12 protein-coding genes are annotated in these 12,639 nt (G+C 69.9%); 7 read left to right on the top strand and 5 right to left on the bottom strand.

The annotated features are described in order from the left end of the window. Nucleotide 1: 1 nt before the first annotated feature. Complete coding sequence (locus ACF06X_RS30850) at nucleotides 2–688, bottom strand: ABC transporter permease (protein WP_392290584.1); 687 nt, start codon at nucleotides 686–688, stop codon at nucleotides 2–4. 141 nt (nucleotides 689–829) lie between these two features. Between ACF06X_RS30850 and ACF06X_RS30845 the strand changes: the two genes are divergently transcribed. After that, on the top strand, nucleotides 830–1,930 hold the full coding sequence (locus tag ACF06X_RS30845; protein ID WP_392290583.1) for an ABC transporter ATP-binding protein: 1,101 nt from the start codon (nucleotides 830–832) through the stop codon (nucleotides 1,928–1,930). Here the strand turns inward: ACF06X_RS30845 and ACF06X_RS30840 are convergent. Next, nucleotides 1,917–3,029, bottom strand: coding sequence for an alpha/beta hydrolase (locus tag ACF06X_RS30840; RefSeq protein WP_392290582.1), 1,113 nt, complete (start codon nucleotides 3,027–3,029; stop codon nucleotides 1,917–1,919). The two genes, ACF06X_RS30845 and ACF06X_RS30840, sit on opposite strands and share 14 nt — an antisense overlap. Nucleotides 3,030–3,195: 166 nt before the next feature. On the opposite strand from ACF06X_RS30840, the gene ACF06X_RS30835 reads away from it, so the two are divergent. From ACF06X_RS30835 to ACF06X_RS30810, 6 genes are all read left to right on the top strand, one after another. Beyond that, nucleotides 3,196–5,028 (top strand): phosphatidylglycerol lysyltransferase domain-containing protein, encoded by a 1,833-nt coding sequence (locus ACF06X_RS30835; RefSeq protein WP_392290581.1) that lies wholly within the window; start codon nucleotides 3,196–3,198, stop codon nucleotides 5,026–5,028. Nucleotides 5,029–5,125: 97 nt separating this feature from the next. Further along, nucleotides 5,126–5,986 (top strand): dihydropteroate synthase, encoded by an 861-nt coding sequence (gene folP, locus ACF06X_RS30830; RefSeq protein ID WP_392290580.1) that lies wholly within the window; start codon nucleotides 5,126–5,128, stop codon nucleotides 5,984–5,986. After that, on the top strand, nucleotides 5,983–6,441 hold the full coding sequence (locus ACF06X_RS30825) for a nuclear transport factor 2 family protein (RefSeq protein ID WP_392290579.1): 459 nt from the start codon (nucleotides 5,983–5,985) through the stop codon (nucleotides 6,439–6,441). The genes folP and ACF06X_RS30825 overlap by 4 nt, the downstream gene beginning before the upstream one ends. A gap of 201 nt (nucleotides 6,442–6,642) precedes the next feature. Beyond that, nucleotides 6,643–7,002 carry a dihydroneopterin aldolase gene (folB, locus tag ACF06X_RS30820; protein WP_158988273.1) on the top strand — a complete coding sequence of 120 codons (360 nt, stop codon included), beginning with the start codon at nucleotides 6,643–6,645 and terminating at the stop codon, nucleotides 7,000–7,002. Continuing rightward, nucleotides 6,999–7,598 carry a 2-amino-4-hydroxy-6-hydroxymethyldihydropteridine diphosphokinase gene (gene folK, locus ACF06X_RS30815; protein ID WP_392290578.1) on the top strand — a complete coding sequence of 200 codons (600 nt, stop codon included), beginning with the start codon at nucleotides 6,999–7,001 and terminating at the stop codon, nucleotides 7,596–7,598. Before folB ends, folK begins: the two co-directional genes overlap by 4 nt. Before the next feature lie 51 nt (nucleotides 7,599–7,649). After that, nucleotides 7,650–8,135, top strand: a complete 486-nt coding sequence (locus tag ACF06X_RS30810) for a DUF3180 domain-containing protein (protein WP_392290577.1) — start codon at nucleotides 7,650–7,652, stop codon at nucleotides 8,133–8,135. A gap of 1,057 nt (nucleotides 8,136–9,192) precedes the next feature. Here ACF06X_RS30810 and folE read toward each other — a convergent pair. The 3 genes from folE to hpt all read right to left on the bottom strand — a co-directional run bounded on the left by folE (nucleotide 9,193) and on the right by hpt (nucleotide 12,630). Then, nucleotides 9,193–9,798: a GTP cyclohydrolase I FolE gene (gene folE, locus ACF06X_RS30805; protein WP_392290576.1), complete on the bottom strand. Its 606-nt coding sequence runs from the start codon at nucleotides 9,796–9,798 to the stop codon at nucleotides 9,193–9,195. An 88-nt stretch (nucleotides 9,799–9,886) separates the two neighbouring features. Then, the gene (gene ftsH / locus ACF06X_RS30800) at nucleotides 9,887–11,929 is read right to left on the bottom strand and encodes an ATP-dependent zinc metalloprotease FtsH (protein ID WP_158988278.1); all 2,043 of its coding nucleotides are present in this window, start codon (nucleotides 11,927–11,929) and stop codon (nucleotides 9,887–9,889) included. A gap of 161 nt (nucleotides 11,930–12,090) precedes the next feature. Continuing rightward, the gene (gene hpt, locus ACF06X_RS30795; protein WP_132917781.1) at nucleotides 12,091–12,630 is read right to left on the bottom strand and encodes a hypoxanthine phosphoribosyltransferase; all 540 of its coding nucleotides are present in this window, start codon (nucleotides 12,628–12,630) and stop codon (nucleotides 12,091–12,093) included. Between the last annotated feature and the right edge of the window lie 9 nt (nucleotides 12,631–12,639).

The following is a 12,639-nucleotide window of genomic DNA, read 5'->3' as shown; positions in this document are numbered from 1 at the left end:
CTCACCCGCCTCCCGGCCCGGTCCGTATGCGGGTCCACGGCGTGAGCAGCCGCTGCACGCCGAGGAGGAGCAGGTCCGCGACGACCGCCAGGAGCACGCACAGCACCGAGGCGGCGAGCACCTGGGCCTTGAAGAAGGTCGGCAGCGCGTCCTCGATCAGATTCCCGAGACCGCCGCGTCCGATGATCGCTCCGACCGTGGTCAGAGCGATGGTGGAGACCGTCGCCATCCGTATCCCCGCCATCAGGGCGGGCAGCGCCAGCGGGAGTTCGACCTCCCACAGCAGCCTGGCCGGTCCGTACCCCATGCCCCGCGCGGCCTCCCGCGCCTCGGCCGGCACCGCGTCCAGGCCGGCCAGGATGTTCCGTACGAGAATCGTCAGCGAATACAGCACGAGGCCGGTGACCACCAGCGCCGCCGAGAGGCCGAAGAACGGCAGCAGCAGCGAGAACATGGCCAGCGACGGAATCGTGTAGAGCAGGGTCGTCAGTCCGAGCACCGGTCCCGCGAGCCGCGGCCTGGCCCGCACCAGCAGCGCCAGCGGAAAGGCGACGGCGAGCCCGATGAGCACGGACACGACGGTGATTCCCACGTGCTGGAGCGTCGCGTCGGTCAACTCCTGGCCGCGGGTGCGCAGATACTCGCCGCAGATCCAGTCGTTCGTCACCAGACAGTTCGCCGCGCTCATCTGCCCTCCCCCCGGGCGCCCGTACTTCCGAACGTATGTCTGGCGACCCTAACCCCCGCCACTGACAATCGCCGAGGACCGCCACGATGCGGCAACACGCCCTTCACACGCGCCCCGTCACCTGGGGCCAGAATGGGAACCATGATCCGGTTCGAGCATGTGACCAAGCGGTACGCGGACGGCACGACCGCCGTCGACGACCTCTCCTTCGAGGTCGCCGAGGGTGAACTGGTCACGCTCGTCGGCCCGTCCGGCTGCGGCAAGACGACCACGATGAAGATGGTGAACCGGCTCGTCGAACCGACCGAGGGCCGCGTATTCCTCGGCGGAGAGGACATATCCACCGTCGACCCGGTCCGGCTGCGCCGCCGGATCGGTTACGTCATCCAGCAGGTCGGCCTCTTCCCGCACAGGACCGTCCTCGACAACACCGCGACCGTCCCGCACCTGCTCGGCGCCTCGCGCACCGAGGCCCGCGCCCGCGCCGCCGAACTCCTCGAACTGGTGGGCCTCGACCCGAAGACGTACGGCGGCCGCTACCCCGAGCAGCTCTCCGGCGGCCAGCGCCAACGCGTCGGCGTGGCCCGCGCCCTGGCCGCCGACCCGCCCGTCCTGCTGATGGACGAACCCTTCGGCGCCGTCGACCCGGTCGTCCGCGAGCACCTGCAGAACGAGTTCCTGCGCCTGCAGTCCCGGGTCCGCAAGACCGTCCTGCTCGTCACCCACGACCTGGAGGAGGCCGTCCGCCTCGGGGACCGCATCGCCGTCTACGGGCAGGGCAGGATCGAGCAGTTCGACACGCCGGCCACCGTGCTCGGCGCCCCCGCCACCGCGTACGTCGCCGACTTCGTCGGCGCGGACCGCAGCCTCAAGCGGCTCTCCGTCACCCCGGTGGACCCCACCGCCCTGGAGGAGGTCCCGGTCCACCGGCCCGGCGACCCCGCCACCCGGCCCTGGTCGGTCGTCCTGGACGCCGACGGCCGCGTCGAGGGCTGGCTCTCGGCCGACGAACCCGGCCGCACCCGCCCCGCCCCGGAGCCCGTCGCCCTCGGCGCCTCCCTCCGGGAGGCACTGGCCGCGCTCATGCGGGACGACGCCGGCTGGCTCCCCGTCGTGGACCCCGCCGCCGGCGGCCGGTGCGTCGGCGTCCTCACCCCGGCCGCCGTCCACCGGGCACTGCGCCGGGCGACCCCGTCGAAGGAGCCGGGCGCCGCCCCCGCCGAAACCCTCAGCTCGCGCTGAGCCGCCCGCTCATCCACACCAGGCCCGGCGGAATCTCCCGGTTCCAGGTGTTGAAGTTGTGACCGCCGCTGTCGAGCGTGATCGAGGAGACCCGCGCCGGGGCCTTCACCTTCTTGATGAAGTCGAGCGTCCCCTTGAGGTTCCCCTCGCCCTTCTTCGACGTCGTCACCAGGAACGACGACTTCCCCTGCGGCGCGTGGTCCAGACTCCACAGCAGATCCGCCCGCTTGCGCGCCGCACCGTCCCCGTGGAAGAGGTCACCGGTGGTGACGTCCTCCGCCGCCTTGTAGTACGCCGAGAAACCCGCACCCGCCGAGAACCGGTCCGGGTGGTGCAGGGCGATCTTCAGCGCGCAGTAGCCACCGGTGGAGTTCCCCATGAACCCCCAGTTCCGCGCCTTCGTCCCCACCCGGTACGTCTCGGAGACCGCCTTCGGCAGGTCCTCGGCGAAGAACGTCTCCGTCTGCGGGCCGCCGGGGACGTCCACGCACTCGGTATCCCGGGGCGGCGCCACGGTCGGACGCAGCATCACCAGGATCATCGGCCGCATCTTCCCCGCCTTGACCTGCAGGAAGGCCGTCTTCGGGTACTTCAGCCCCTTGATCAGGTTCTCGGCCGTCCCCGGGTAGCCGGTCAGGACGACGGAGGCCGGAAAGGTGCTCTTCGCGTACGCCTCCTGGAAGTACTCCGGCGGCAGATAGACGTACGCCGGGGAGTCGATCTTCGACTTCTCGCCGGAGACGACGATCTTCTGTATCTGTCCGCCGACCGAGGGACGGCCGCCGCCGGGGACGTCCAGCGCCTGCGTACCGACGACCCTGATGTCCTTCGAGCCCGCCGAGTGGTCCACGACCACCCCGAGGTCCTGCTCCTGTCCGAAGAGGTCGGCCCACGAACCGTAGAAGAGGAACGAATTGTTCGCCGCGAGCCCCACCGAGGCGAACAGCGCGAGCTGCGTCGCGAGCAGCAGCCCGATCCGGCCCAGGACGGCCCGCCAGCCACCGCGGGCGAGCCGCGGCCAGAGCCAGATCGTGGCGGCGAACAGCACCACGGCCAGCGTGACGGCAACGCCCAGAACATTGTTGCTGGTGAGACCCATGAGTCGTTCGAGCTTTCTTTCGTCGAGAATTTCCTGTGAGCGAGTGAACCCGCTTCCCCGCACTGCCGTCCTAGAGGGAGCAAAACCTCCGGCCCGGCCCGCCCCTGACCACCGCGTGGCCGCCGGACCACCAATCTCTCGCGGATCACGGGAAGCACGGGAAGCGATGTCTGTCACGGTAGATGGGGACAAATCACGATCGGTTCCGGATCGGGTACGCCGGATTCTGCGCGGCCCTCGCCCCGAGAAGGTCCCCTCCCTCGTCGGCACCGCCTGCACGCTCATCGGACTGATCGACATCGCGGCGGGTGTCTTCCCCCGCTTCCGCACCAGCCGGATGCACGCGATCGCCGAAGTCCTGCCCGGAACGCTCGGCCCGCTCTCCGCCGCCCTCTCCCTCAGCGCCGGCGTCCTGCTGCTGCTCCTCGCCCACGGCCTCAAGCGCCACAAGCGCCGCGCCTGGCGCGCCGCCGTCATCCTGCTGCCGCTCGGCGCCGCCGCCCAGTTCGTCTGGCGCCACTCCGTCCTCGGCGCCCTGCTCTCCCTCGCCCTCCTCGCCCTGCTGCTCCGCCACCGCGGCGAATTCGCCGCCCTGCCCGACCCCCGCAGCCGCTGGAAGGCGCTCGCCAACTTCGTCGTCATGGGCGCCGGATCGATCGCCCTCGGCCTCGTCGTCGTCAGCGCCCACCCCCGACGCGTCATCGGCAGCCCCAGCCTCACCGACCGACTCGAGCACGTCCTCTACGGCCTCTTCGGCTTCGAAGGCCCCGTCGGCTACACCGGCAACGTCGACTGGACCGTCGGCTACTCCCTCGGCGCCCTCGGTATGCTCACCGCCCTCACCACCATCTACCTGGCCTTCCGCCCCGAACACCCCGCCGCCCGGCTCACCGAGGACGACGAGACCCGGCTGCGCGCCCTGCTCGACAAGCACGGCGGCCGCGACTCCCTCGGCCACTTCGCCCTCCGCCGCGACAAGGGCGTCGTCTTCTCCCCCAGCGGCAAGGCCGCCGTCTGCTACCGCGTCGTCTCCGGCGTCATGCTCGCCAGCGGCGACCCCATCGGCGACGTCGAGGCCTGGCCCGGCGCCATCGAACGCTTCATGGACGAGGCCAAGGCCCACTCCTGGACCCCCGCCGTCATGGGCTGCTCCGAGACCGGCGGCGAGGTCTGGACCCGCGAGACCGGCCTCGACGCCCTGGAGCTGGGCGACGAGGCGGTGGTGGACGTCGCGGATTTCTCCCTCAGCGGGCGCGCGATGCGCAATGTCCGCCAGATGGTGAAGCGGATCGAACGCAACGGCTACACCACCAAGGTCCGGCGCGTCCGCGACCTCTCCGACGGTGAACTCGAACGCGTACGACGGGCCGCCGCCGACTGGCGCGGCACCGACACCGAGCGCGGCTTCTCCATGGCCCTGGGCCGGATCGGCGACCCCGGCGACGGGGAGGCCGTCATAGCGACCGCCCACAAGGACGACCCCGACTCCCCGTACGGCGACCTGAAGGCGATCATCCACTTCGTGCCCTGGGGCACGGACGGCATGTCCCTGGAACTCATGCGCCGCGACCGCTCCGCCGACCCCGGCATGAACGAGCTCCTCATCGTCGCCGCCCTCCAGGAATCCCCCCGACTCGGCATCGAACGCGTCTCCCTCAACTTCGCCATGTTCCGCGCGGCCCTCGCCCGCGGCGAGAAGATCGGCGCCGGCCCCGTCCTGCGACTCTGGCGCGGCCTGCTCGTCTTCCTCTCCCGCTGGTTCCAGATCGAGTCGCTCTACAAGTTCAACGCCAAGTTCCAGCCCCGCTGGGAACCCCGCTTCGTCGTCTACCGCAAGAGCCGCGACCTCCCCCGCATCGGCTTCGCCGCCATGCAGGCCGAAGGCTTCGTGAACCTCGAACTCCCCCGGCCCTTCGCCCGCCGCCGCGAGCACGCCACCGCCCGCACCTGCGCCCACATCGGCCGCACCGGCGACACCCACGAGGTCCGCGCCGCCTGACGGACGCCTGACGTTCCGCCCGACCGCCGGGCCCGACCGCCGCCCGGCCCACGCCCGGGCCCGGCGGGATCGGCAAGCCACCCCCTAGGCTGGGCATATGAGTACGTTGAGCGGACGGGGCACGGCCTGGGGCCTGCCGGAGTGGGACCGGTGCGCGGTCATGGGCGTCGTCAACGTGACGCCGGACTCCTTCTCCGACGGCGGGCGCTGGTTCGACACCACGGCCGCCGTCAAACACGGACTCGACCTGGTCGCCGAGGGCGCCGACCTCGTCGACGTCGGCGGCGAGTCCACCCGGCCCGGCGCCAGCCGGGTCGACGAGGCCGAGGAACTGCGCCGGGTCGTCCCCGTCGTCCGCGGCCTCGCCGCCGAGGGCGTCACCGTCTCCGTCGACACCATGCGCGCCTCCGTCGCCCACGCCGCCGTCGCGGCGGGCGCCACCCTGGTGAACGACGTCAGCGGCGGCCTCGCCGACCCCGAGATGGTCCCCGCCGTCGCCGCCGCCGAAGTCCCCTTCGTCGTCATGCACTGGCGCGGCTTCAGCCAGGACATGAACCGCCTCGCCGTCTACGACGACGTCGTCGGCGAGGTCCTCACCGAACTGCGCCGGCGCATGGACGCCGTCGTCGAAGGCGGCATCGCCCCCGAGCGCATCGTCATCGACCCCGGCCTCGGCTTCGCCAAGCAGGCCCCGCACGACCTCGCCCTCGTCGCCCACCTCGCCGACCTGCGCACCCTCGGCAGGCCGCTGCTCGTCGCCGCCTCCCGCAAACGCTTCCTCGGCCACGTCCTCGCCCACGAGGGCGCCGCCCCGCCCCCCGCCCGCGAACGCGACGCCGCCACCGCCGCCGTCTCCGCCATCGCCGCCCACGAGGGCGCCTGGGCCGTCCGCGTCCACGAGGTCAGAGCCACCGCCGACGCCGTACGGGTCGCCAGAGCCGTCGAGGGAGCCGCGTGACCCACCAGACCGACACCGAGGCGGTCGAGGCCGCCAACACCGCCTTCTACGAGGCGATGGAGCGCGGCGACTTCGACGAGGTCTCCGAACTCTGGCTCGACGACGGCGCGACCCCGATCTCCTGCGTCCACCCCGGCTGGCCGGTGCTCTCCGGCCGCGGCGAGGTCCTCCGCTCGTACGCCCTGATCATGGCGAACACCGAGTACATCCAGTTCTTCCTCACCGACGTGAAGGTCTCCCTCGCCGGCGACGTGGCCGTCGTCACCTGCACCGAGAACATCCTCAGCGGCGGACCCGCCGAGGACGGGGCCGAGCTCGGCCCTCTCGTCGGCCAGCTGGTGGTCGCCACCAATGTGTTCCGGCGCACATTCGAGGGATGGCGGATCTGGTCCCACCACGGCTCCCCCGTCCTCACCGAATCGGACGAGGAGGAGGACGAGGAGCCCGGCGCCTGACCGGATCCTGGGCCTTCCGGGTGCATCCGGGGGTTGGACCGCGCGACTCCGGGTAGGGGCCGCACCCAGTGCCTGTGGCCCTCGCCTCCCGCCCCCGTGGGCACGTGTTGTCGGTGCCCGCAGGTAGATTCGATGTGGGCAACGACGCCGACCGCACCCGGCTGCGTGCTCACAAGAACTACGACAGCAGGAGTGATTCGCGTGGATCGTGTCGCGCTGCGCGGCCTCAAGGCCCGAGGACACCACGGCGTCTTCCCCAAGGAACGCGAGGAAGGCCAGACCTTCATCGTGGACCTCGTCCTCGGCCTGGACACCCGCCCCGCGGCCGCCGACGACGACCTGACGAAGACCGTGCACTACGGAGTCGTCGCCGAGGAGGTCGTCGACGTGGTCCAGGGCGAGCCCGTGGACCTCATCGAGACCCTCGCCGAGCGGATCGCCCAGCAGTGCCTCAAGCACGCCGGCGTCCAGGAGGTCGAGGTCGTCGTCCACAAGCCGGACGCACCCATCACGGTCCCCTTCGACGACGTGACCATCACCATCACCCGGAGCCGAGTGTGAAAACCACGCACAGCGACCCGACCGTGCAGCCCGTACCGGCCGCCGTCGTCGAGCAGGTCGACGCCGCCGACGTGACACTCTCCAACCCCAAGTGGGCCGTCATCGCCCTCGGAGCCAACCTCGGCAACCGCCTGGAGACCCTCCAGGGCGCCGTCGACGCCCTGGAGGACACCCCCGGCCTCCGGGTCAAGGCCGTCTCCGGCGTGTACGAGACGGAGCCCTGGGGCGTCGAGCCGGGTTCCCAGCCCTCGTACCTCAACGCGGTCGCCCTCGTGAAGACCACCCTGCCGCCCTCCTCCCTCCTGGAGCGGGCACACGCCGTCGAGGAGGCCTTCCACCGGGTCCGCGAGGAGCGCTGGGGCGCCCGCACGATCGACGTCGACATCGTGGCCTACGCCGACGTCGTCTCCGACGACCCCGTCCTCACCCTCCCCCACCCGCGCGCCCACCAGCGCGCCTTCGTCCTGGCCCCCTGGCACGACGTGGACCCCGCGGCCCAGCTGCCCGGCCGCGGCACGGTCGCGGACCTCCTCGCGGCGATCGGCCACGAGGGAGTCGTGCCGCGCACCGACCTGGAACTCCGTCTGCCCGAGTAGTCGTTAGTCTCGGAGACCCGACACCGACACGTACGAAGGACAGGACACCCGGTGAAACAACTGCGGCTCAAGGTGCTCGCCGGACTGTTCATCGTCGCCGGGATCCTGTCCTGGGGCGCGGCCCGGCTCTGGGACGCGGTGGGCACCCTGCCGAGCGTGCCGCTGGCCGCCCCGATCGTGCTCGCGGCGATCGCCGTCGTCCTGACAGCCACGGCCCTCTCCCTGCGCTCCCGCCTCAAGGCCCAGCGCGAACGCCGCCCCGGCGCGAAGGGCGTGGAGCCCCTGATGGCGGCCCGCGCGGTCGTCTTCGGCCAGGCCAGCGCCCTGGTCGCCGCCCTGGTCGCCGGCATGTACGGCGGCGTCGGCGTCTTCCTGCTGGGCTCCCTGGACGTCCCGTCCCGCCGCGACCAGGCGATCTACGCGGGCTTCTCGGTCCTCGCGGGCATCGGCGTGATCGCGGCGGCCCTCTTCCTGGAGCATGTCTGCAAACTCCCGGAGGACGAGGAGAACGGCAAGGGCACCGCGCCGGTGGCCTGACGGGCCTCGCGAACCAGGTGCCCGTTCACCAGAAAGGTGGGGTGCGGTTCGAGCCGGTAGCTGTAGAACGTGAAGGGTTTCGCGCCGAGGGCGGGTCGGGGGCGGACCTTGCGGACCTGGACCCAGGAGGACTCCGGCGGGTCGAGGCGGTGGTGCTCGGGGACGAAGGTGCCGCGGCTCTGCCAGCGGTCCGACACGCAGAGCCGGGAGGCTCCCTTGGTCGTCGGGGTGAACCGTGCTCCGATGATGGGAGCGATCTCGGCCAGGAAGGCCGCATTGGCGCTCGCGAGCACGCGCCCGTGCCAATGCTTGATCCGGTAGCCGTCACCCTCGGTGTATCCGTCCAGGAAGCCGTTGAACGTATCGATGTCCCGCAGCACCACCCGTGGAAAACGCTGCCGCATGTGGTGGGCGTCCCCGCCCACGTAGTGCCTCAACGCGTCGGAGAGGTACGAGGAGACCACCCGAACCCGGAAGCCCGGCAGATCCCGCTTGAGGTAACCGGACGGCCGGGTCACCGCTTCCAGCCGCGCAGGCAGACCCGTGCAGGCCGTCAGAGCGGCCGCGTACCGGGTCGCGAAGTCCTCTTCGTTCACGACCAACGACACATAGTTCTTGCCGACCGTCCCGTCGGCGCACGTAGCCCCCACGAAGTAGCCGAATTCGTACCCCGGCTTGATTGCCGGCCGCTCCCGGCGCAGCTTCCGCGCCGGCGTCCACGCGACCGTCGCACCTTCCACGTCCCCAGCGGGCGTCCACCCGTCCGGCGTGGCCAGCAGCAGATCCGGGCTGGCGATGAAAGCCTTGTGGTCCGTGACCACCTCGACGGCAGTGCGAGCCTTCACCGCCGTCACCCCTACGACGGTGGTCCGCACCGTCCGGTCGCCGTCCAGCGTCCACATCGCGCTGCCGGGAGCCACGTTCTTCGCCTGAGCGCAGCCATCCACCAGGTTCACCAGCTGCTTGCTGGAAAGCCCATACCCCATACCGATCCCCCTTGATCAGCGATCAACTCCACTGATCAAGGACGGTATGGAGCAAGGCGGACAGCCCGCTACTAACGGGCCAATATCAGGGACATGGCCTCGGCTCGTGTAGTAGCGTCACGCAGTTGACCACGTACCGCCGAGGTCGTCGTCTTCGCGCCCGGCTTGCGGATGCCGCGCAGCGACATGCACATGTGCTCGGCCTCGATGACGACGATCGCGCCGCGCGCCTCAAGGATCTTCATCAGCGAATCGGCGATCTGCGTCGTCAGGCGCTCCTGTACCTGCGGGCGGCGAGCGAAGACATCGACGAGCCTTGCCAACTTCGACAAGCCGGTAATTTTGCCCGTTTCTGCCGGAATGTAACCAACATGCGCTACGCCATGAAATGGGAGCAAATGATGTTCACAGAAGGACACCAGTTCGATGTCCTTCACGAGAACCATCTCGTCGTGTCCGATGTCGAACGTCGTCGTCAGGACGTCCTCGGGCTCCATCCGCATGCCGGCCAAGAGCTCCCTGTACGCCCGCGCCACCCGCGCCGGCGTCTCCCTCAGCCCCTCGCGGTCAGGGTCCTCTCCGACCGCGATGAGGAGCTCCCGTACGGCGTTCTCGGCGCGCTTCTCGTCGAATTCGCCGATCGTGCCCTCGCCGTCCAGCGTCACCGGGTCGGTCATCTGTGCCTCGTTCCGTCTGACTGATGTGCGCGAAAAACGCCGCGCCCCCACAGGCTAGAACCTGTGGGGGCGCGGCATCCATTCCGGGTCAGACCTCGGGGGTCTCCTCCGGGGCCACCTCGATGCCGGTGGTCGGCGTCTTGGCGGTGTCCACCGTCGGGGTCGCCGTGCTGCCGTTCGCTCCGTTCGTCAGTGCCAGCTCCTTGGGGGAGAGCACCGGCGGGCGGGTCGAGGGCGTGCGGCGCGAGGAGCCGGTCCAGGCCGGGCGGGCCGGGCGCTTGACGATCGGGGCGAAGATCTCGGCGATCTCCTCCTTGCCCAGCGTCTCCTTCTCGAGGAGCTGCAGGACGAGGTTGTCGAGGACGTCGCGGTTCTCGACGAGGATCTCCCACGCCTCGTTGTGCGCGGTCTCGATGAGCTTCTTGACCTCTTCGTCGACCAGCGCGGCGACCTCTTCCGAGTAGTCGCGCTGGTGCGCCATCTCACGGCCGAGGAACGGCTCGGTGTTGTCGCCACCGAACTTGATCGCGCCGAGCCGCTCGGTCATGCCGTACTGCGTGACCATCGCGCGTGCGGTGGCCGTGGCCTTCTCGATGTCGTTCGCCGCGCCCGTGGTCGGGTCGTGGAAGACGAGCTCCTCGGCCGCGCGTCCGCCCAGCATGTACGCGAGCTGGTCGAGCATCTCGTTGCGCGTGGTCGAGTACTTGTCCTCGTCCGGGAGCACCATCGTGTAGCCCAGGGCCCGGCCGCGGGAGAGGATGGTGATCTTGTGGACCGGGTCGGAGTTCGGCGAGGCCGCCGCGACCAGGGCGTGTCCGCCCTCGTGGTACGCGGTGATCTTCTTCTCCTTGTCCGACATGATCCGGGTCCGCTTCTGCGGGCCCGCGACCACGCGGTCGATCGCCTCGTCCAGCGAGTGGTTGTCGATCAGCTTCTTGTCGCTGCGGGCGGTCAGGAGCGCCGCCTCGTTCAGGACGTTGGAGAGATCGGCACCGGTGAAGCCGGGGGTGCGGCGGGCGACGGCGCCCAGGTCGACGTCCGGGGCGACCGGCTTGCCCTTCTGGTGGACCTTGAGGATCTCCAGACGGCCCTGCATGTCCGGGCGGTCGACGGCGATCTGCCGGTCGAAGCGGCCGGGGCGCAGGAGGGCCGGGTCGAGGATGTCGGGCCGGTTCGTGGCGGCGATCAGGATGACGCCGCCCTTCACGTCGAAGCCGTCCATCTCGACGAGCAGCTGGTTGAGGGTCTGCTCGCGCTCGTCGTGGCCACCGCCGAGGCCGGCGCCGCGGTGACGGCCGACGGCGTCGATCTCGTCGACGAAGACGATCGCCGGGGCGTTCGCCTTGGCCTGTTCGAAGAGGTCGCGGACTCGGGAGGCGCCGACGCCGACGAACATCTCGACGAAGTCGGAGCCGGAGATCGAGTAGAACGGCACGCCGGCCTCGCCCGCGACGGCGCGTGCGAGGAGGGTCTTGCCGGTTCCGGGCGGGCCGTAGAGCAGCACGCCCTTGGGGATCTTGGCGCCGACGGCCTGGAACTTCGCCGGCTCCTGGAGGAACTCCTTGATCTCGTGGAGTTCCTCGACCGCCTCGTCGGACCCCGCCACGTCGGCGAAGGTCGTCTTCGGGGTGTCCTTGGTGATCAGCTTGGCCTTGGACTTCCCGAAGTTCATGACTCGGGAGCCGCCGCCCTGCATCTGGTTCATCAGGAACAAGAAGACGACGACGATGAGGACGAAGGGGAGCAGCGAGAGCAGCACCGACAGGAACGGGCTCTGGCGCTCCGGGGAGACGGTGTAGCCCTTGTCCAGGGCGCCGGAGGCGGCCTGGTCCTGGAGTGTGGTGGTCAGGTTGGCGCCCTGGTCACCGATGTAGCTGGCCTGGATCTTGGTGCTGCCGCCGTACTTGTCCTTGTCGGCGCCCTTCTTGAGCTCGACCTTGATGACCTGCTCGTCGCCGGTCGTCAGTTTGACCTGGTCGGCCTGCTTGTCATTGATCGCCTGGACGACCCTGCTGGTGTCCACCGTCTTGTAGCCCTCGGACGAGCCGACGACCTGCATCAGCACGACCACGGCGAGGACGGCCAGCACGATCCACATGACCGGCCCACGGAAGTATCGCTTCACGTCCATCCATACGGAGCGAGAACGCTCCGTCCCTCCTGCCCGTAGGTAAATGCTGCTGTGAGAGCTGCTATGAGAAAAAGCTGTTCTTCGGACGGTACCCCAGCATTGTCACCCGCGGCCGCCTTCCCTTCCTCCAACGGCGGGAGGGCGGCGTGGGTTCCCCTGCCTCAGCCTCCGTACACGTGCGGCGCGAGTGTGCCGACGAACGGGAGGTTGCGGTACTTCTCGGCGTAGTCCAGGCCGTAGCCGACGACGAACTCGTTGGGGATGTCGAAGCCGATCCACTTCACGTCGATGGCGACCTTGGCGGCGTCGGGCTTGCGGAGCAGGGTGCAGACCTCCAGGGAGGCCGGTTCGCGCGAGCCGAGGTTCGACAGCAGCCAGGAGAGTGTGAGGCCGGAGTCGATGATGTCCTCGACGATCAGAACGTGCTTGCCCTTGATGTCGGTGTCCAGGTCCTTGAGGATCCGGACGACGCCGGAGGACTGGGTGCCGGCGCCGTAGGAGGACACCGCCATCCAGTCCATGGTGACGGGGGTGGACAGCGCGCGCGCCAGGTCCGCCATCACCATCACGGCGCCCTTGAGGACTCCGACGATGAGCAGGTCCTTGCCCGCGTACTCCGCGTCGATCTTCGCCGCCAGCTCGGCCAGCTTGGCGTCGATCTCTTCCTTGGTGATGAGCACCGACTTGAGGTCGGTGCCCATGTCCTTCTC

The organism is Streptomyces sp. NPDC015346 (assembly GCF_043078785.1).
Classification (GTDB): Bacteria; Actinomycetota; Actinomycetes; order Streptomycetales; family Streptomycetaceae; genus Streptomyces.
This window is presented reverse-complemented; position numbering and strand designations above follow the sequence as displayed.